This is a genomic window from Streptomyces sp. NBC_01363, from assembly GCF_026340595.1.
In the GTDB taxonomy this organism is placed as follows: domain Bacteria; phylum Actinomycetota; class Actinomycetes; order Streptomycetales; family Streptomycetaceae; genus Streptomyces.
Genome location: NZ_JAPEPF010000001.1, coordinates 2,302,261 through 2,321,554, shown reverse-complemented (window position 1 = coordinate 2,321,554; position 19,294 = coordinate 2,302,261). Strand labels below are relative to the sequence as shown.

14 protein-coding genes and 1 pseudogene are annotated in these 19,294 nt (G+C 68.8%); 9 read left to right on the top strand and 6 right to left on the bottom strand.

The features are described 5' to 3' along the window. Positions 1–77 precede the first annotated feature (77 nt). The 4 genes from OG611_RS10865 (at position 78) to OG611_RS10850 (ending at position 5,061) form a co-directional block, all read left to right on the top strand. Entirely contained in the window at positions 78–1,256 is a 1,179-nt protein-coding gene (locus OG611_RS10865; protein ID WP_266418114.1) for a PqqD family peptide modification chaperone, read from the top strand. After that, on the top strand, positions 1,256–3,838 hold the full coding sequence (locus OG611_RS10860; RefSeq protein WP_266418112.1) for a hypothetical protein: 2,583 nt from the start codon (positions 1,256–1,258) through the stop codon (positions 3,836–3,838). The genes OG611_RS10865 and OG611_RS10860 overlap by 1 nt, the downstream gene beginning before the upstream one ends. Then, complete coding sequence (locus OG611_RS10855) at positions 3,835–4,728, top strand: lantibiotic dehydratase C-terminal domain-containing protein (protein WP_266418110.1); 894 nt, start codon at positions 3,835–3,837, stop codon at positions 4,726–4,728. The genes OG611_RS10860 and OG611_RS10855 overlap by 4 nt, the downstream gene beginning before the upstream one ends. 135 nt (positions 4,729–4,863) lie before the next feature. Continuing rightward, positions 4,864–5,061: a hypothetical protein gene (locus OG611_RS10850; protein ID WP_266426306.1), complete on the top strand. Its 198-nt coding sequence runs from the start codon at positions 4,864–4,866 to the stop codon at positions 5,059–5,061. Between the two features lie 61 nt (positions 5,062–5,122). Here the strand turns inward: OG611_RS10850 and OG611_RS10845 are convergent. The 4 genes and pseudogenes from OG611_RS10845 to OG611_RS10830 form a co-directional block, all read right to left on the bottom strand. Beyond that, positions 5,123–5,278: pseudogene (locus OG611_RS10845) on the bottom strand (isocitrate lyase/phosphoenolpyruvate mutase family protein); the annotation flags it as partial. Next, a complete protein-coding gene (locus tag OG611_RS10840) occupies positions 5,275–5,919 on the bottom strand; it encodes a hypothetical protein (RefSeq protein ID WP_323180150.1) in 645 nt (214 codons plus the stop codon). The gene OG611_RS10840 and the pseudogene OG611_RS10845, both read right to left, overlap by 4 nt. 50 nt (positions 5,920–5,969) lie before the next feature. Further along, positions 5,970–6,251, bottom strand: a complete 282-nt coding sequence (locus OG611_RS10835; RefSeq protein WP_266418108.1) for a hypothetical protein — start codon at positions 6,249–6,251, stop codon at positions 5,970–5,972. Between the two features lie 74 nt (positions 6,252–6,325). Beyond that, positions 6,326–7,123 carry a hypothetical protein gene (locus tag OG611_RS10830; RefSeq protein WP_266418106.1) on the bottom strand — a complete coding sequence of 266 codons (798 nt, stop codon included), beginning with the start codon at positions 7,121–7,123 and terminating at the stop codon, positions 6,326–6,328. Positions 7,124–7,321: 198 nt separating this feature from the next. Between OG611_RS10830 and OG611_RS10825 the strand changes: the two genes are divergently transcribed. The 5 genes from OG611_RS10825 to OG611_RS10805 all read left to right on the top strand — a co-directional run bounded on the left by OG611_RS10825 (position 7,322) and on the right by OG611_RS10805 (position 14,483). Beyond that, the gene (locus tag OG611_RS10825) at positions 7,322–8,539 is read left to right on the top strand and encodes a CapA family protein (RefSeq protein WP_266418104.1); all 1,218 of its coding nucleotides are present in this window, start codon (positions 7,322–7,324) and stop codon (positions 8,537–8,539) included. 362 nt (positions 8,540–8,901) lie between these two features. Then, positions 8,902–11,211: a cache domain-containing protein gene (locus OG611_RS10820; protein ID WP_266418102.1), complete on the top strand. Its 2,310-nt coding sequence runs from the start codon at positions 8,902–8,904 to the stop codon at positions 11,209–11,211. 6 nt (positions 11,212–11,217) lie between these two features. Further along, a complete protein-coding gene (pgsB, locus tag OG611_RS10815) occupies positions 11,218–12,900 on the top strand; it encodes a poly-gamma-glutamate synthase PgsB (RefSeq protein ID WP_266418100.1) in 1,683 nt (560 codons plus the stop codon). Then, positions 12,897–13,379: a poly-gamma-glutamate biosynthesis protein PgsC/CapC gene (locus tag OG611_RS10810; RefSeq protein ID WP_266418098.1), complete on the top strand. Its 483-nt coding sequence runs from the start codon at positions 12,897–12,899 to the stop codon at positions 13,377–13,379. Before pgsB ends, OG611_RS10810 begins: the two co-directional genes overlap by 4 nt. A 27-nt stretch (positions 13,380–13,406) precedes the next feature. Continuing rightward, positions 13,407–14,483 (top strand): C40 family peptidase, encoded by a 1,077-nt coding sequence (locus tag OG611_RS10805; protein WP_266418096.1) that lies wholly within the window; start codon positions 13,407–13,409, stop codon positions 14,481–14,483. 61 nt (positions 14,484–14,544) lie between these two features. Here the strand turns inward: OG611_RS10805 and OG611_RS10800 are convergent, their stop codons facing one another. Both OG611_RS10800 and OG611_RS10795 read right to left on the bottom strand, forming a co-directional pair. After that, on the bottom strand, positions 14,545–16,419 hold the full coding sequence (locus OG611_RS10800; protein WP_266418094.1) for an MFS transporter: 1,875 nt from the start codon (positions 16,417–16,419) through the stop codon (positions 14,545–14,547). Between the two features lie 194 nt (positions 16,420–16,613). Further along, a complete protein-coding gene (locus OG611_RS10795; protein WP_266418092.1) occupies positions 16,614–19,097 on the bottom strand; it encodes a D-alanyl-D-alanine carboxypeptidase in 2,484 nt (827 codons plus the stop codon). Positions 19,098–19,294 lie beyond the last annotated feature (197 nt).

The following is a 19,294-nucleotide window of genomic DNA, read 5'->3' as shown; positions in this document are numbered from 1 at the left end:
CCCCCTGCCCGGCCGGCACAGTCTCAGTGTGCCGGCCGGGCAGGGCCCTCAGCATTATCCCCCTCAGGAGTCCACCCATGCGATTCACCGCCGCGGCTACCCCGCCCCAGGAAGCCGCGCAAGACGACAGCGACTCGAAATCCGCGGACGTGAACACGACGGACACCGCATGGCTGGACACCGAGCCCCTGGCCTTGAGGCCCACCATCGAGCAGACGGTGGGCCTCGACGGAAGACCACTGCTCTTCGACGCCGAAACCGGCAAATACGTGGCTGTCTCCCAGGCAGGCACTGTCGTTCTCAAGCTCCTCACCGAGGGTGCCACAGCACGGGACGTGGTACGCCGTGTGACCTCGTCGTCGTCCGGAGACCCCGGCCTCATCGAGGCAGCAGTCGTACGTTTCCTGACCGAGGTCAGACAGGCTGGAGTCCTGACGCTCGAACCGCAGGAGCAGACTCGCCGAGAGCGGGTCCTGAAGTATTCGCTGCAACAGAAGATGCCACGCAAGGCACTGACGAGTTCTGTGCACGTCCTGCTGGAGCCCCTCGCCCGCCTGGTTCAGAAGTCGCGTGTCTCGATTGTCGTCGCCGCGTGGACAGTTCTGACCCTCGGCGGCTTGGCTGCTGCCGGCTACGCCCTGGCCGAAGAGGGCATGCCATCCTACTCGTCGTGGTCGTGGCTCGCAGCGCTGCTGCTCATGCTCCAGATCGCTGTCCATGAGCTGTCGCACGCACTGGTGTGCCAGACCCTGCGCGTCCCTGTCAGAGAAGCCGGTATCACTCTGATGTTGTACGTGATGCCAGTGGCGTACGTGGACCGTACGGACGCCTACCGGGTGCGCGGCCGCGCACCCCGCGCGCTCATCGCGCTGGCCGGTCCCATGAGCGATGCCATCTGGGCAGGTATCACCGGTGTGGTCCTGCTCGACAGCAGCGGAGCGGTGCACGACATCGCGGGAGCGCTGCTCCAGCTCCAGTTGTTGCTGATGATCGTGAACCTCAATCCGCTCCTGCCGTCGGACGGATATCACGCGCTGGAGTCCGCCATGGGTGCCGTGAACATCCGTGGCCGGTCCTTTGCCTATCTGGTGCATCTGGTCACCAAGGCCCCGTTGCCCAGTCACCTCTTGGCAAGCAGCAGGCCCAAGCGCGTCGGGTACTGCGTCTTCGGCATCGTGTGCGGAATCTACGGTCTCCTCATGGTCGGGTATGTCCTGATGTGGTGGTGGCATCTCATCGAAGGATTCATACGCTGATGACCACGCAACCGACCGTGTCCGTGCCCCTGGAGGACCACTCACCGGTTGATCCGGCGGCGGGCGCCCTTGTTCCCGTCGTCTCCAGTTGCACAGTGCACCGGATCAATCAACTCCCGGTCGAAGCACTGGACCTCGATCTCTCGCTCACCTCGCAACAGCTGGAGCGTGAGACCGCACTGGAACAGCTGCTCAAGGAACGCGCCGGGTCGTTGTCCGACGCGCTGCATGAAGCGATCCCCACGCTTGAGGAAGCACCCGCCATCCGGCGTGCAGCCCTGGAACTACGCCGGGCCGTGCACAACCACCGGCCCGCCAAGCTGTCGGCGGACGTCGTCCAGTCGCTGTCGGAGAGCGTCGACGTCACCACTGGTCGCATGGTGGCGCAATGGCTCGACGGCATGCGAGAGCTGACCGCGCTTCGCATGCACACCGACGAACAGTACGAAGCAGAGACCGCACGGGCGACGGAACGACTCCGGGCCGTACTCGCCGATCAACGCTTCGAGCAGGGTCTCTCCCATGCGAACCCTCATCTGCTGAGTCATCTGACATCCAAGAGTCTCGAACCGAACAGCAAGGCAGCTCGCTCGGTAATTGGGTATGTCTCCAGAGCGGCGCTCAAGACAAGTCCCTTCAGCCGCCTGACGGCTCTGGCCCTCGACGGGCAGCATGCCGATGGGGCCGGTCACAGCTATGCCGACCAGCAGCATGTCCGCAGCTGGGTGGACACCCTGGCGCGCGACGAGCGGTTCGCGGCGGCATTCCAGGTCGAACCCAACCGGTCGGCCCGTTACGTTTCCGGCCGCCCACATCTGTTGATGCCCTCCTACGGTGGCTCGGGCGACGCCGCCTGGCGCACGGACACACTGGTCGACGCATCCCTCTACAGCAGGCTTTGGGAAGAGCTCGCCTCGTGGCCCCGGATGACCATTGCCGAGGCTCTCGTCCGGATTGGCGGCCAAGACCCATTCGGAGGGTTCCTGCGCCTACTCGACACAGGCTGGCTCTGTCTCGTGCTCCCGTGGACCACGGGCGAACGGGACCCTCTCCTGGCACTTGCCCGGACCGTGGAACCAGTCCGTCACCCGGCTGCTCAACGCACCGCAGAACTACTCAGGCAATTGCAGAGCGGAGCAGCGGGACTTCATCTGCTTCCGGGAAGCGAGCGGGTTCGGACCGTCGGTCGCCTCATCTCGGGTATCGGGTCGGCACCGGAGGGCGATCCGCAACCGTCGGTGCGCTTCGCGGTTTACGAGGACGCCGTCTCGGATATCCCGCTGAGCCTACCGGCTCAGCGGATTCAGGAAGACCTGGTCGAGCTGGGCGAATTGATCCGACCCTATATCTTTCGTTCGCATGTGTACGACTGGGTTCAGGACGAGTTCGTTGCACTGTACGGCCGCGGGGCGTACTGCGCGGACGCTTACGAATTCCTGTGGGCAATTGCGGCTGCTCCTGGCTTCGAAGGCAAGCTTTTCCAGGCGCTCCAGCTGGACCACCGGGATTCAGGTCGCCCCACGGATCGGGCGTGGCTACCCGTGTCCGCCAGCAGCGCACCCCCCACGGCGGGCACCCTTTACCAGGTCGCGGCCCAGTCACCCGAGGATATCCAGCTCGGTCGGCACCAGACCATCGTCAATCAGTACAACTCGGGGGTGGGAGGGCTGATTGCCCGGTTCCGTAAGCAGCTGAATTCCTCCAAAACCCCCCGCGAAGGCCTCACGCAACAATTGCAGGACTGGGCGACAGAATTGTTTCCGCAGGCCGACCCGCACCAGGTCACCTTGGCCGGCGACGTCAACGGAATGCATGACGCGGCCGACGGGATACTGCCTCGACTCCGCTGGCCAAGTGAGCCCTGCAGGCCGGACGAGTCGCCAAATTCCGATGTGCCCTTCGGGATAAAACACAACCCGACCACTGACACCCTGGAATTTGTAGGGCGAGAGGGCAGAACAATTGCCCCGGTGTATCTGGGCGTTGTGCCCCAGCATCTCGTCCCAGGGGTCGCACGGTTGCTGCTCTGTCTCGCCGACCCGTGGGTCAATGGCTCCCGGATGTGCTGCACACGCAGCCCGATTGACGTGTCTCCACCACCTGCCGACAAGGAAATAGAGCTGATTCCCCGCAGAACGCACCGTCGTCTCGTGCTCGGGCGGCGCACTTGGCGCTTCGATCCGGCCGTCCTGCCCCGCCCCGGTGTCGGCGAAGCCCCTGCAGCGTATTTTCGGCGCATGCACGAGTGGCGCAGCAGCCAGGGAATCCCGGACGAGGTGTTCGTCTCTGTCGAGTCCCCGTCACTCCTTACAAAAATGACACCATCCAGCGGAAAGCCATTCTGGCTGTCTTTCCGCAGCCCCCATGCAATATGGGCCGCCCTCAATCAAATCGGCAAAGCGAATCAAGCAACAGCCATCCGTCTGTCCGAGGCGCATCCGCACCGGTCCTCCTTTTGGGTCCGTGACAACCTGGGGCGCCATCACGCCGCCGAACACGTTTCGTTGATGCGCTGGGAACGCCCTTCGGGCAACCCTCCTTGTGCCGAAATGGGATACGCGCACGCGGGAGACAACCGATGAGCAATTCCCTGCCTGAAGCGGACTGGTGGTACGCGCGTCTCTATCCCGGCGGGATCGACCATCTGGATCTGGCCATTTCCACCTTTCTGCCCCCGCTCGCTGAATTGGCGGTCGCGCGCGGCGCCGATCGCTGGTTCTTCATCCAGTACACCGACTGGAAGGGCCCCCATATACGGATCCGGATCCATGGGCCACGAAGCGTGCTCGACCAACTGCATCGCCGGATGCCCCACCTCGAGTCGGAGCTCAAGCAGTTGACGCGCCGGCCGGTTCCGAGCCGTGGATCACTGGTCCCGTTGGACCTGCGCCCCTTCAGCGGCCGTTATGCGGGAGCCGATGTGACGGTCTATGAACCCGAGGACACCAAATACGGGGGGCCGGCCGGCACGGAACTCGCCGAGGGCCTGTTTCAGTGCTCCAGCGAACTGGCCCTGTGGGCCAGTCGACTTCCACGGCACCCGGACCGGGCGGCGCTGGCTGTGCTCCTACTCAATGCGTCTGCAGCATCAATTGAAGCACTCGGAAAAGGCATTGATGTTCCACAGTTCTGGGAGCGGCACCTGGCCTGGTGGACTCATGACGCAGGGAGGGAAGGTGAAGGGCTTCGCACTCAGCTCCGCAGGTCTGCAGATCAGGACCCCTGGGGGATCATTCAGAAAGCTGAACTCCTGGCCTCTGACCCGACCGTGAAGGCCCATACCCAGGGCTGGACGAACTCCCTGTCAGAATATCTCGTTCGCGCCTCGGAGAGGCAAATACCTTACAGTGCAGGCCACTTGGTTTTTCATCAAGCCCATATGATGTGCAACCGATTGGGAATTCTGCCTCGCGAGGAGGCCCTCCTCGGGATCAAGGCCGCCCGGTTGAAAAGTACGCTGGACAGCCCTTAGACGGCCCGGCGTCGCCGGCGCGCAGGCTCCAGCCATCCGGGGACCTGAGCGGTCCGGACGGCCGTCTCGCGTCCCACTGCCGCAAACACAAGCAGTTCGCCAGCGCTACGCGTAGCTTTCCTGCACAATGATCGAGTGACGAACAATGAGGAACTCAAAGCCCCGTCCGTCCCTGCAGGGTTGATCGTAGGCATGCTGTCAGGCATCGTAATCGGGTTGCTGGTCGGACTGTTCATCGTAGACAACGTCGGGCTCGGTATAGGCGTTGGTATCGGCATCGGCAGTGCGATTGGTGTGGGCATCCCTGCGGCTCGGCTGTGGGTCCGTCGATAGCCAACGGCAGACTCTCCGAGGTCGCCGAGTTGGGGGGGGCGGTGAGGCCGGAGGGTGCGTAGAGGCTGGTCGTGCCGATGGCCGGAAAGCCCTGCGCGGCGAGGGTGGACGCCGAGGCGTGGTCCCAGGCGTTGGGGGTCAGGAACGGCGCGTCGGCCGCGCGGTGCAGGGCGGCGAAGGCGGCAGCCGGGGTGGTTGCCTCGGGGACGGGTGTCATGGTTTCGGGGTTCGGTCGGGCCGGGAGGCGGACGCCCCGTCCGCCTCCAGCTCCCCCACGGAGTCCGCGTAGTAGGCCGACTCGGCCAGGTGGAAGGCGAGTTGGCGGAAGGTCCAGCCCGTTCCGGCCGACCGGTCGAGCTCGTCGGGTGTCAGGGCGTCCAGGCGGTTCGCCCAGATCCTGGCCAGGCGGGTGAGCCGGCTGCGTGCCTCGTCGAGGTCGGCCGCGGTGAACGGGGCGAGGTCGGCCGCGGTGGTGGTCGCCGAAGCGTGCCAGTGGTCGGGCTGCGTCTTCTCGCCCACGAGCCGCGCCTCCATCTCGGCGAGATGGTCGACCATGTGGTCGGCGACGCGGCGGATCGCCTTGTGCGGGGTGTAGAGCCGGTCACCGGCGGGGACGGGGCGGCCGTCCCAGGTGGTCCAGGTCGCGGCGAGGGCCAGGACGTGGTCGACCATGGCCGTCAGGAGCTCCGCGGGGTCGCGGCCGTCGGTCGCCGGGGCCTCGTCGGGGATGTCGGGGGCATTGCTGGAAGCGCCAGGGGCGTTGTGGGTAGCGCCGGGGGTGCTGCCGGAAGCGCCGGGGGCGTTGTGGGCATCGGGGGCGTTGCCGGAAGTGCCGTGTGCGTGCTCGGTGTTCGTCATGGGCCGACGCTAGATCCGGGATGCTTCGGCCCCCGCCGAACCGTTCCGGATCAGGAGGACGTGACGTCCCTCGAACGCGGACGCCTGCCCGGGGAGGCGCAGTTGGGGCACCAGTAGCCCTCCTGCTGGATGAATACCCACCCGAGCTCCTCGATGTACGGGGAGGCGACGGTCGCGCTGTGCAGCAGATGACCGAACAGGTCGGTCTCGATGTCCGGCGGCGGTTCCGCGATGACCAGGTCGAACACGGCCCGCGCCTGGCAGCGTCTGCGGTCGCACGCGAGGTAGAACCGCACGGGGCCGGGCGGATCTCCGCCGGTGGTCAGGCTCATCTCTCCACTATGGCCGCGGAGTCGGCCGCGCGGTGCCGTTTCCCGGACAGGCCATGAACCCTTCCCGGCCGGCCTCAGGAAGGCAGGGACGCCGCCATGGCCGCTGCCGCGCGGCGCACCCGGGACGCGTCGTCGCGGACGGTGCGGCTGAACTCCATGTGCAGGAACGGCACGCCCTGGACCTCGGCCTCTCGGCCCTGTACGTTGCCGCGGCCCTCCAGTGCGCAGCGGCGGGCCCAGGCGCGGCAGACGGCGAAGCCCTCGTGGCGCAGTGCCGTTGCGGTGCGGCGGGCGGTGGGGAGGCCCTTGTCCGCCGAGCCGAGGGAGGCGATCACGTCGTAGTCCGGTTCGGTGCTGTCCGCGAAGCCGTGGACCTGGAGACCGGGGAGGCGGCGTGCGGCCAGTTCGTCGCAGACGGCGTCGAACACGGTGTCCCTGCGGTGGGCCACGTCGGCACGGCCCTTCCGGTCGGCGTTGCGGTGGGTTCCGGCCATGACCAGTACGCCGCCGCGCCTGGCCCGTAGCACCCCGATGCCGAGCTGTTCACTGCCGGCGTCGGCCACCGGGTGCGGCACCTGGACCGACCAGCGGGTCGTGGCGCTCAGGTCGATGTAGACCCGGCCCCAGCCCCGGTGGCCCTCCGCCGCCCGGTCGGAGAACTCCGCGAACCGGCGGCCGGTCACGGTGTCGGTGAACGTCCTGACGGCGAAGTCGATGTCGCCGAGGCGGCGCCCGGCTTCGGCCCGCTTGCCGTCGAGGAAGAGGCCCACGGCTTCGGCGGCGGTACGGCGCTGGGCGCGCAGCGGTGGCAGATAGTCACTGCTGGCGACCGTGTTGTCAGTGAAGTCCGTGATGCGGCGCGCGAGATCCACACCGTCGCGGCCGTCCGCCGCGGAACCTCCCCGGCGGTCGTCCCCGTTCCCGGCACCCGGCCCCCGGCTCCCGAATGGCACAAATAGGGCCACGAGTGCCCCCAGAGTGACAACCATCACGGCAATACCGGTGAGTGTTCGCTTGATCGTTACCTTCGATGCCGGATTCCGTGCCATAGACATATAAAAATATCAGGGGTGTCCCGCCATTCGTCTTCGGTCTCCGTCACTCGCGCCACCGCGCCCGTGCTCCTCCTCGCGGCCCTCGTCGGCTGCTCGGTTCCGGGCGGTGACAGCGACTCCGCGGACGCGAAGGAAGGTCCTTCCTTCACCGTCGCCGCGGCCGGCGACGTCCTGATCCACCCCCAGCTGACCGAGCAAGCGCGCAAGGACGCCGCGGCGGGCGGGGACAAGACCGGGAAGAAGATCGACTTCCATCCGCTACTGGCCGGGGTCAAGCCCGTGATCAGCAAGGCCGATCTGGCGATCTGCCACTTCGAGCCGGTCGCGGGCAAGCCGCAGGGACCGTTCGAGGGCTTCCCCGACTTCGTCGTGCCGCCGCAGATCACCACGGCGCTCAAGGACGTCGGCTACGACACCTGCTCGACGGCCTCGAACCACACCCTCGACCACGGGGCCTCCGGCGTACGGAACACTCTCGACGCGCTCGACAGGGCCGGGCTCAAGCACACCGGGTCGGCGCGCAGCAGCGCCGAGGCCGCCAAGCCGCTGATCATGGACGTGAAGGGCGTGAAGGTCGCCCAGCTGTCCTACGCCTTCGGCTTCAACGGGCGCGAGGTCCCGGCCGACAAGCCCTGGCTGACCAACCAGACCGACTTCGACAGGATCGCCGCCGCCGAGAAGGCCGCCCGCAAGGCCGGTGCCGAGGTGGTGATCCTCAGCATCCACTGGGGTCGCGAACATCATCCGGACCCGAGCAACGGCCAGTTGAAGCTGGCCCGCAGGCTGGCACGGGAGACCGGGATCAATCTGGTGATCGGCCATCACGCCCATGTGGTGCAGCCGATGGAGAAGATCGGCTCCACGTGGATCGCGTACGGCCTGGGCAACCAGGTGGCACGGCACGACGTGCCGTCGGGGCTGACCGAGGAAGGCGTCATCGGCTGGTTCGAGTTCCACAAGCGCGGTGACACCTGGGACGTCGACGCCCGGTACGTACCGACGCTGCTGACGATCCCCCCGGATGCCGACGGCAGCGGTGCGCAGGAGCCCGATGCGGCGGTGGTGAAGGACCACCGGCTGGTGGATCTGGCCGGATCGCTGCAGAACGCCGAGGACCTGCCGGCCACCGAGCGGGCCAGATACCGGATGGCCTTCCAGCGGACCCAGGGCACTCTGCTCAACCGGGGCGCCGTCGAGGACGGGCTGAAACCCTTGAAGGACCTGCCCGAGTGAGCCCCGGAACGAGCCCCGGAGTGAGCCCCGGAATGCCCCCTGGAATGGGTGGGTCCTGAATGGATGAGTCCGGGACAAGTACGGGATCGAGCCCCGTCGACTGACCCGGCCTGCCCGACCCGCCCGGCCGATCCGCCGGGCTCCCGCGGCGGCCGGGACATGCGGATGCATGCGGACGCATACGGACGCCGGGACGGCTCGGGGAGGGGCCGAGGGCGGCAGGGGTTCCGCCCCGGCGCCGGAAGTCGGAAAGCTCACACTCGCCACCCTCCGTACAACCTTCCGCAAAGCTTTTATGTCCAGCAAACGGCTGTGCCTCGTTCAGCACGCCGGAACCGAGCAGACAGTCAAAGGGGAACACGATGGCCGCTTCGTCCTCGAAGCGCCGGCACAAGGTCCGCCGGCGGGCCGATATGTCGCTTCTGGGTGGCATACGTCCCCCCATCGCGGTTCTCTCCGCGCTCCTGCTCTCCCTGGCGGGCATCACCGCCCTCGGCCTGGGAAGAGCGAGCCAGGACTCCGTACCGGAGGCGGTGCTGACGTCCCAGCAGCACTTCGCCGAGGACGGCGCCGTCACGATGCGCGCCTCGATCGACGAGAGCGTCACCGACCTGACCCGCACCGCGGGGCTCTTCAGCGCGGGCGATCCGGCCTCTCCCGACGCCGTCCTCGACAAGATCGGCAGCGTCTACCAGAAGTGGACGGGCACCGCCGTCGTCGAGATCGAGTCCGGCCGGATGCTCGCCGCGCGCGGGGAGAACGTCCCCGTCACCGCCATCGACACCGGCAAACTCGCGCAGAAGGACGGGCTCAGCCCGCGCATCGTACGGCTCCAGAACGGCGAGAGCAGGCTGCTCGCCTTCGCCCTGCTGTCCTGGCCGGACCAGCCGCAGCAGTTGCTGATCGCCTCCAACAGCCTCCGCTTCCCCGGCGTCAGCCGCGGGCAGTTCCGCTCGATCGCCGTCGTCGACACCACGGGGCACATCCTCAGCCGCGACGGCGTCCAGGAGCCGGAGCAGGTCAAGACCGACAAGCAGCGCGCGGACGCCAAACGGTCCGCCAAGCAGCTGAACGCCTTCGCCGAAACGGCCGCGACCAAGACCAGGCAGCACCCGCTCAAGGCCAAGGAACCCGGCTCCGGCGGCTTCCCCGGCGTCAGCGGCAGCCTGCGCGGCAACAGCGTCCGCGGTGACCGCGCCGTCGCCGGCTATGCCGCGCTGGCCGGCCCGCAGCCCGGCGAGGGCACCGTCGCCACCTCCCTCGGGCTCACCGTCGTCGCCATGGTCGACGTCGCGGAGGACCCGACCCGCGTCGCGGGCCCCTTCTTCGGACTGGTCTCCGCCGCCGCCCTGCTGCTCATCGGCGCACTCGCGGTGGCGCTGCTGCTCGGCACCGTGCAGCGGCCACTGCTGAAGCTGTTCCTGGAGAGCCGCCGGCTGACCCGGGGCGACCTGACCCGTCCGGTCTCCGTCCCCAGGTTCGGCGAGACGGCGCGCATCGGGCGCGCCCTGGAGCGCCTGCGCCGCCAGCTCCTCGGCGAACCGGTGGAGGGCGGGGCGGCCGGAGACTCCGGCGCCGGTCCTGGCCGCCCGGGGCGCCGGAGCCGGCTCGGCAGCCGCGCGCTGATCGTCATCTGCGGCGTCCTCCTGCTGGCCTGGTCCGCACCGATGCTGCTGCTCTTCAACCGCGCCGACTCCACCGTCGCCGTGCCGGAACAGGTCGTCAGCGACCAGCGCGAGCGCACCCACACCATCTCCGACCGGGTCCGGCGCGCGCTCAACGAGGGCCATGCCGACCTGGTGTCCGTCGCCTCGCTCGTCGGCAACCGCACCTCCCCCGACGACATGAAGAAGGTCCTGGAGCGCACCCGCACCGAGCACCAGCGCTACCGCTCGATCTACGTACGCGACGCCGACGGCACCGTCCAGGCCCGCGCGGGCGAGAAGCCGCACGCGCTGCCCAGCGGCACCAAGGGCAAGCCGCTCACCCAGCCCATCACCGTCCTGAACGAATCCGGCAAGGAGCCCTCCATCGCCGGGTACGCGGAGATCCCCGGCCGGAACGGCGCCATGGTGATCGGCGAGTTCCGGATCGACTTCATCAACGGGCTGCTCAAGCGCCCCGGGCTCGGCCAGGTCCGGGTGGTCGACGACGAACACCGGGTCATCGGCGGCAACACCGGCTACCTCGCCTTCGATTCCCTGCCGAAGCGACTGGACGAGCTGGTCTCCGGCACGAACCAGCGGGTCGGCATGAACGCCCCCGCGGGCGCCGTCGTCTACCGCGACGGCGACGGTGTCCAGATCTCCGCCGCTTCGCCCTTCGCCGGTGGCGGCGCCGCGAAGCAGCTCCACTGGACGGTGGTCAGCTGGCAGCCCGCGTCGGGCCTCGCCATCCCCGAGTACAGCCTGCAGAACCGCACCGTTCTCGCCGGTCTGCTCGGCATCACCGCCGCCGTGGCCTGCCTCGGCTGGCTGTACATCGTCGTCGTACGTCCGCTGCGCGAACTGGCCGGAAAGGCCGAATCGCTGGCCGACGGCGACCGCCGCACCGTGCTCTTCCCGCACCACCACGACGAGGTCGGCGCGGTCACCCGCAGTCTGGAAATTGTCCGGCAGCAGCTCCAGGAGCAGCGCAGACGCGACAGCGCTCCCCTGGTCGGAAGGAACTGAACGGCCGTGCTCTTTCTCTACGGCGTGCTCGTCGTGTGCTGTGCGATCCTCCTGATCTCCGGCATCGTCGAACAGCGGCGCCACTTCACCAATCTGGAGCGCATACCCACCCGGGTGCTGATCAACGGCATCCGCGGCAAGAGCTCCATCACCCGCCTCTGCGCGGGCGCCCTGCGCGGCGGCGACCTGGTCACCGTCGCCAAGACGACCGGTACCGCAGCCCGCTTCATCCACCCGGACGCCACCGAGGAGCCGGTCTACCGCAAGTTCGGCATCGCCAACGTCGTGGAGCAGATCGGCATCGTGCGGCGCGCGGCCTCCTACAGCCCGGACGCGCTGGTCATCGAGTGCATGGCGGTCATGCCGGCGCTCCAGGAGATCAACCAGTCCAAGCTGATCCGGTCGACGATCGGTGTGCTGTGCAACGTACGTGAGGACCACCTGGCCGAGATGGGCCCCACGCTCGACGACGTGGCCCGTTCGCTGTGCCGCTCCATGCCGGAGGGCGGCATCTGCGTCACCGCCGAGCAGGACCGCTTCCACATCCTCCAGGAGGAGGCGGACGCCCGGGACTGCAAGCTGATCTACGCGGACCCGGAGACCGTGAGCGACGAGGAGCTGCGCGGCTTCAGCTGGTTCACGTTCAAGGAGAACGTGGCCATCGCGCTGACGGTCGCCGAACTCCTCGGCGTGGACCGGCAGACGGCGCTCCAGGGCATGTACGACGCCCCGCCGGACCCGGGTGTCCTCTCGGTCGAGCGGTACCGCACCCACGACGACAAGCGGCTGCGCTTCGCCAACGTCTTCGCGGCGAACGACCCCGAGTCGACGCTGATGAACATCAACCAGCTGCTCGATCTGGGCGCGATCGACCGGCCGCTGAACGTCGTGATCAACTGCCGCCCCGACCGGGTCGAGCGCAACGGTCAGATGGGCCAGATCATTCCCGAACTCCAGCCGGAGAAGGTGTTCGTGATCGGTCACCCGGCGAAGAGCGCCATAGACGCGATCCCCTCCGAGTGGCGCCACACCGCGGTCGACCTCGGCGGCGACAAGCGCGACCCCGAGGAGTTCATGCACCAGCTGCTCGGGCACCTCGGGCCGGAGTCGTCGCTGGTCGCGATCGGCAACATCCACGGGCAGGGCGAACTGCTCCTGGAACACCTCGCCGAGCTGCCCGCCGACGAGACCCCGGACGAGACGCCGGACCAGGCCCCGGACCGGACGCAGGACCGGACGCCGGACCAGGCCGCCCCGCAGGGAACTCCGCAGGGAGCCCCGCACGGCGACGTCCCGGCCGACGCCCCCGCCGACGGCCCGGTCACCGCCGCCTTCCCGCCGGTCCCGGCCCAGCGGCAGCAGTCGCCGCACCCCCAGCAGCCGCGGCACGACGAGACCCTGGCGCTCCCCCGCTACACCCCGCACCTCGACCCGTACCAGCCCTACCCCGAGGCGTACGAGGCCCGGTACCAGCAGGCCCCGCGCCCGGCCTCCGCCCTACCGCAGCAGCCGCAGCCACACCCGCACCAGCAGCCTCAGCAGTCGCAGTCGCAGTCGCAGCAGCACGAGCCACCGCACCAGAGTCCGGAAGACCCGGCCGAACCGCCCGCACCTCGCGTCCGCGGCATGTTCGAGCCGGTCCGGCCGCCCGCCCCGGCCCAGCAGGAAAACCCAGGAGAACCCCGTTGATCCCCTCCGTCCTCACCCCTGAGATTGCCGCCATAGGCATCGCCCTGGGGCTGATGTTCTCGCTGGTCTGCTACCTGACGACCAACCTCTCCCCCGGCGGGATGATCACCCCGGGCTGGCTGGCGCTCACCCTCGTCGAGGACCTCCAGCGCGCGGCCATGGTGGTCGGCGTGACCGTGCTGACGTACGTCGCGGTGCTCGGCCTCCAGAAGGTCGTGATCCTCTACGGCAAGCGGCTGTTCTCCACCGTCGTCCTCACCGGTGTGATCTTCCAGGGGACGCTGATGATCGTGCTGTCGATCGAGTTCCCGCTGATGTACACCAACCAGACCCTGGGCTTCATCGTCCCCGGCCTGATCGCGTACCAGCTCGTCCGCCAGCCCAAGGGCGCGACCCTGCTGGCGACCGGCTCGGTGACGCTCATGGCCTATGTCGTTCTCACCGCAGGCATCCTGCTCGGCGCGCTGCCGACCGTCTGACCCGAACCTTCCGGAGCTGACTGACTCATGAGTGCCAAGACCAAGCGCCGTCCCCGCCAGGCGCTGCACGCCGTCACGGTGACCGCTCTGCTCGCGGGCAGCGCCTACCTCACCGTCGAACTGCGCAAGGACGAACAGGCCAAGGCCCCGGCCGTGCAGGCCGTCACCGACAATCCGGCGCTGAAGTCCTCGAACCTGAAGAACGGCAAGCAGCGCTGGGAACGGCTGCGCAACCCGTCCCGCACCCTGCTGCGCGGCGCCGACGGCGAGATCCTCGCCAGCTTCACCGACGGCGCCCGCACCGCCACCCTCACCGGCCCCAGCCGTACCTTCACCGAGCCCAGCACCACCACGTCCAAGGTCGTCACCGAGGACTGGGTGCGGCTGATGCCGTACCAGTGGAAAAAGGGCGCCGAGAACGAGAAGTGGTTCAAGGACTGGTTCAAGGAGTTCTTCGGCAGCGAGGAGGACGACCTCTTCGCCACCGCCTTCCAGTACGTCGCCGACGCCCCGGTCAAGAAGGACGACGAGGGGGTCTCCTACGCCGGTGACGCCAACTTCGGTCCGCTCAACCCGAACGGCAGCGAGGGCAACGACCTCCGGCTGGAGGAGTCCGACTTCTTCGACTACCTCGGCATCCCGTACACCTTCCGCAACGGCACGACGATGCAGCCCCGCACCGAGCGCGCCCGCTCCATGGACTGCTCGGGCTTCATCCGTACGGTGTTCGGCTACCGGGCCCGCTACCCGCTCATGGCCACCGATGCGTCCGGCGACGGCCTGCCGCGCACCGCCAACGGCATGGCCCGCTCCCACCGCGGTACGGACGTGATCGACCTGAAGGGCATCACGCCGGCCGACCGGCCGAAGAACATTGATGTGCTGCAACCCGGTGACCTGGTCTTCTTCAAGCTCGACCAGCGCACCAAGGAACGCCTCGACCACGTCGGCATGTATCTCGGGCACGACACCGACGGCCACAAGATCTTCATATCCAGCCGGGAGGAGGCCAACGGCCCGACCATCGGCGACAAGGGCGGCACGTCCCGGCTCGACGGAAACGGCTACTACGCGGCGACCCTGCGCAGCGCGAAGCGGCTGTAGCGGAGCGCCCCGTGACGGGGGCGCCCCGTGACGGGAACGCCCGTGGCGAGCGCCGTCGCCGTCAGCGCAGTTCCTCCGGGCACGGCGTGCCCGGAGGCAGCTGGTACGGGGCGGCCAGCCGGTACACGCCCGGTCGCGGCGCGAGCAGTTCCGTCCACTCGTCGCCGTCCGCGTCCTCGTCGACCTTGAACAGACAGCCGTTGGTGTTGACGAAGGTCCGCGGACTGCTCTCGTCCGTGCGCCGCTTGGACTCCTCGGTCTCCTGCGGCCGTTCGACGCCCTTGCCCTCGCTGTCGACCACGGCGAGCCAGCGCGAGTACGGGATGCGGATCAGGATCCGGCCGGGCGTCTTCACATGGATGGTCAGCTCGCCCGCGTCGGCCTGGTCCACCGAGGCCGGCGGATCGGCCAGCGGCACCGGGCTGTCCACCTCGAAGAGCCGCCAGTTGGCGTCGGACCACACCGGCTTCAGATACGGCAGCCCCTCGTCGACGAGCTGCGCCTCCTGCACCGCGCCGCTGGAGTCCGGCGTCCCCTTGGGCAGCACCACGTAGTGCACCGCCCAGCGGTCCAGCCACTGGTGGTAGTTGGCGCTGTTCAGGGTGTCGTCGTAGAAGAGCGGGTTGCGCTCCATGTCCGCCTGCCGGTTCCAGCCCCGGGCCAGATTGACGTACGGCGCGAGCGCGGACGCCTCCCGGTGGCTGCTCGCCGGCACGACCTCGACCCTGCCCCGCTCGGCGCCGACCTGTTGCAGCTCATTGACCAGCGGGGCCAGCTCGCGCGCCCAGGAAGCGCTGGGGGCGGTGCGGACGATGTCGTCGACGCTCTTGAAGCCGATCCAGAAGTTCAGCCCGGCGAACGCGATGACCAGCGCGTACCAGCGCCGGGAGCGCGGCACGGTGTACGGCAGCGCGGCCAGGAGCACCACTCCGGCGAACAGCATCGCCATCCGGGTGATGTTCGAGCCGATCTGCGAGTCGATCACATAGGTCAGCAGTGTCCCGACGCCGTACACGGCGGCGGCGGTGCGGACCGTCTTCCAGTCGCGCGGTACGAGGACGAAGACGAGGACCGAGAAGATGAACGGCAGCGACAGCGTCGCGATCGACATCGGCTGCGTACCGGAGAACGGGAACAGCCACGCGGACAGCGCCACCACCGCGACCGGGGCCAGGCCCAGCGCGTACGCGCCGGGGCGCCGTTTGTTCAGGAACAGCGCGGCGGCGATCACGCCCAGGAACAGCCCGGCCACGGGGCTGCTCGCCGTCGCGAGCCCGGCGAGCGGTGCGGCGACGGCCGCCTTCGCCCACCGCTTGTACCGCCAGCGGTGGGGCCAGCAGAAGACCGCGGCCGTCGCAGCCACCGCGAACATCATGCCGAGCCCGAACGTCACCCGCCCCGACAGCGCGTTGCACAGATACGCGAACACCCCGGCGAGCGAGCAGGCCAGGGGATTGCGGACGGCCCGGACCCGGACCAGGATCAGCGCGGTCAGCGCCGCCGACACGGTCCCGGCGACCATCATCGTGGTACGCACGCCGAGCACCGACATCAGATACGGCGAGACGACGCTGTACGAGACGGGGTGCATGCCCCCGTACCAGGCGAGGTTGTACGCCGTACCGGGATGCCGGCCGACGAATTCGGCCCAGGCGTCCTGGGCCGCGAGGTCGCCGCCGCTGTTTGCGAAGAAGAAGAACCAGAGCAGGTGGGTGACGGCGGCGACGGCCGTCGCGATCGTCACCGGATGCCGCAGCAGCCGTTCGGTTCGGGCCCTGCGCGACGGGTCGGTGCGCGGCGCCGAGGCGTCCCCGCCTCCCGTGCCCGTCCGGGCGGGCACGGCTGTCCGTGTGCTGCCGGCGCTGCCGATGTCGCTGTCCCTCGTGCCTGCGCTGTCGGCCGCCTCATGGCCGGGCCTCGGCTCCGCAGTGGTCACTACGGCTCTCCCCGTCTCCCCGAATCCGCCTGCCCCGTGCCCCTGTACCCCATGCACCTGTGAGGACGCCGTCCCTGCGTCATCGAGTTGCCTCGGGACGCTAACACGTACACAGCACAGAAGGGGGTGCCGGGATCGGCACCCCCTTCCGTCATCGGGTCGTTCCGGCCATCGGGCCGTTCCCCGTCGGCCGGTCAGCCGATCCGGGTCAGCTTGTCCCCGAAGGACGGCTCGGCCAGATCGCTCTGCAGCGCGACGGGCACCTTCACCTGGCTGGTGCCCTCACCCACGGTGAGGGTGCCGACGTGGGTGCCGGCCGCCGCCGAGTGCGGGATCGTCTTCCCGTCGTCGGTCAGTTCGATCTTGACCGTGAGACCGGCCCAGCCGACCGCCGACACATCCTTGGTCGCGACCACGGGGACGCTGCCGCCGAGGCCGTCCGAAACGGTGCCGACGACATCGCCCTTCTTGATCACCTTCGCGTCCTTCAGCAGGTCCTGCGTCGCGATCATGACGTCCTTGCTGACCGCGTTGACCGTGTCGATGATCGAGACCTTGTGCTGGCCCAGCACGGCGCCGACGATCAGCTGGTCGGTCTTGCCGACCATCTTGTGCGCGGCGAAGAGCAGGTTGCCACCGGCCTTGGTGGTGGAGCCGGTCTTGATGCCGAGCGAGCCGTTGAACGGAACGAGTTTATTCCAGTTCGGCCACTCGTGGCCCGAGGGGTCGGTCCACGACGGCAGCACGGTGATCGCCATGAGCGCCGGGATCTCCACCAGCTTCTCGCCCAGCTTCACCTGGTCCTCGGCCGAACTGACCGTGGTCGCGTTGAGGCCGGACGGGTCGGTGTACGTGGTGTTCTTCATGCCGAGCGACTTGGCGGTGTCGTTCATCTTCTTGACGAACGCCTCCTCGGAACCCGCGTCCCAGCGCGCCAGCAGCCGCGCGATGTTGTTGGCGGACGGGATCATGATGGCCGACAGCGCCTGCTTCAGGGTGAGCTTGTCGCCCTCCTTCACGGTGTTGAGCGTCGACTCGTTCACCGCGTCGTACCCGCCCTCCTTCTCCGCCGTGGCGTCGATGTCTATGGACGGCCCCTCCTCGCCCTTCTTCAGCGGGTGGTCCTTGAGCACGATGTAGGCGGTCATCGCCTTGGCCACGCTGCCGATCGGCACGGCCTTCTGCTCGCCGAACGAGCCCACCGGGCCCAGGCCGGTCGCCGCCATGTAGCCCTGGCCCTCGTCGGGCCACGGCAGGGACGGCTTGCTGCCCTTGAAGGTGTACGTGTCCTTCGCCGACATCTGGAGCTCGGGGTCCGGGAGCGGGCGCACCATCTGCACGATCGCAAAGACGATCACCAGGAGCAGGACCAGGGGGGTCCAGATCTTGACCCTGCGCACGGCGGTGCGGACCGACGTCTCCGGCGGCGGGGGCGTGTTCGTCAGCTCGGCCAGCAGGTCGAGCGGCGGCCTGGGCGGCATCGGCTGCTGTGTGGTCCGCTCGGCACCGGACAGCGCGGTGGGAGGCGGCGTGCCGGGCTTCGCGGCGGAGGCGGCAGGCACCTCGGGCTTACGGGGCGCGGGCGCCGGCGCCGGCCGTACGTCGTCCCCGCGCAGGGGTACGAACTTGCTGGTCCGCTCGGCGGCGGACTCGGCCTCCGACTCGGCCTCCGAGCCCGGCTTTGCCGTCTTCGCCCCGGGCGGGGTGATCTTCAGCGCGGTCGTCGGCTGGTCGACCCGGAGTGCGGCGGGCGCCCTGAAGATGGCGGTCGGCTGATCGATGCCCTGCTTGTCCTCGGCGGCGGCGTCGTCAGCCTCGGCTTCGGCCTTCTTCCCCGCTTCGGCCTTCTTCTCCTCGGCGGAAGGTGCCTTGTCGTCGGAGTCGTCGGACGCGCCATCGGACGGCTCGTCCCCGTCCCCGTCCTCGACATCGGCATCGGCATCGGCATCGCTCGACGCGGTCGCCGCGTCCGCAGCCGCGTCGGTGTCCGCGTCCTCCGCGTCCTCGTCCTTCGGCGTGGCGGCCTTCGCGTCATCGCCCTGCGCGTCGTCGTCGCCGTCCGCGTCGTCGTCCTTCGTCACCCAGGCGGCGACGGCCGCACGCAGCCGCGCATCGCCCTCCTCGGAGCCCTCTCCGGAGCCCTCGGCGGGCTTCGCCGCCGCCTCCTCGTCCGCTGCGGCATCCGCGGGCTCACCCGCATCCGCGCTCTCCGAGGCCTCAGGCGCCTTCTCCGGATCCTCGGAGTCCTTAGCGGCCCCCTCGGTCTTCTCGGCCTCCTCGGCGCCCACAGCGCCGTCAGGGCCCTCGGCCTCGACCTCGGAATCCGCGACCGTGTCACCGTCCGCCTCCGCCGACGGCTCCTCGGCCCCGGAGCCCTCCGACTCCGTACCCTCCGGCTCCGGGTCGTCGACGCCCTCGGCGCCCTCGCCACGCTCGCCGTCCTCGGACGGCATCGCGCAGAAGACGGCCGTGGCCGTGTCCGCCGTGGCGCCCTCGGCGCCCTCGCCGTCCTCGGTGACCGGTGCCGTGCGGAAAACGGCCGTGGCCGTGTCCGTCTTTCCGGCGGCCGCGTCATCGGCGGGCGGTTCACGGAATACGGCGAGCCGCGGATCGCTTTCGCTCCGAGCCGTCCCCGAGGACTTCTGCTGCTCCGACTTGTCGGGGGACTCGCCCGCCACCGATGCCTCCTCCACGCGGCACGGGGGACACCCCCCCGCGCTGTCCGAACCATCTACCAGTGTCCCGTGTGAACCACCGGCCCGGCTGCTAGACGAGAACGACATACCTACTGGTTCCCATACAAAGCACCCAGGCGCTCTCGACAGACCAATGTGAGAGGGGTCACCCTGTCATTCATCCACGCGGGGAGGCATGG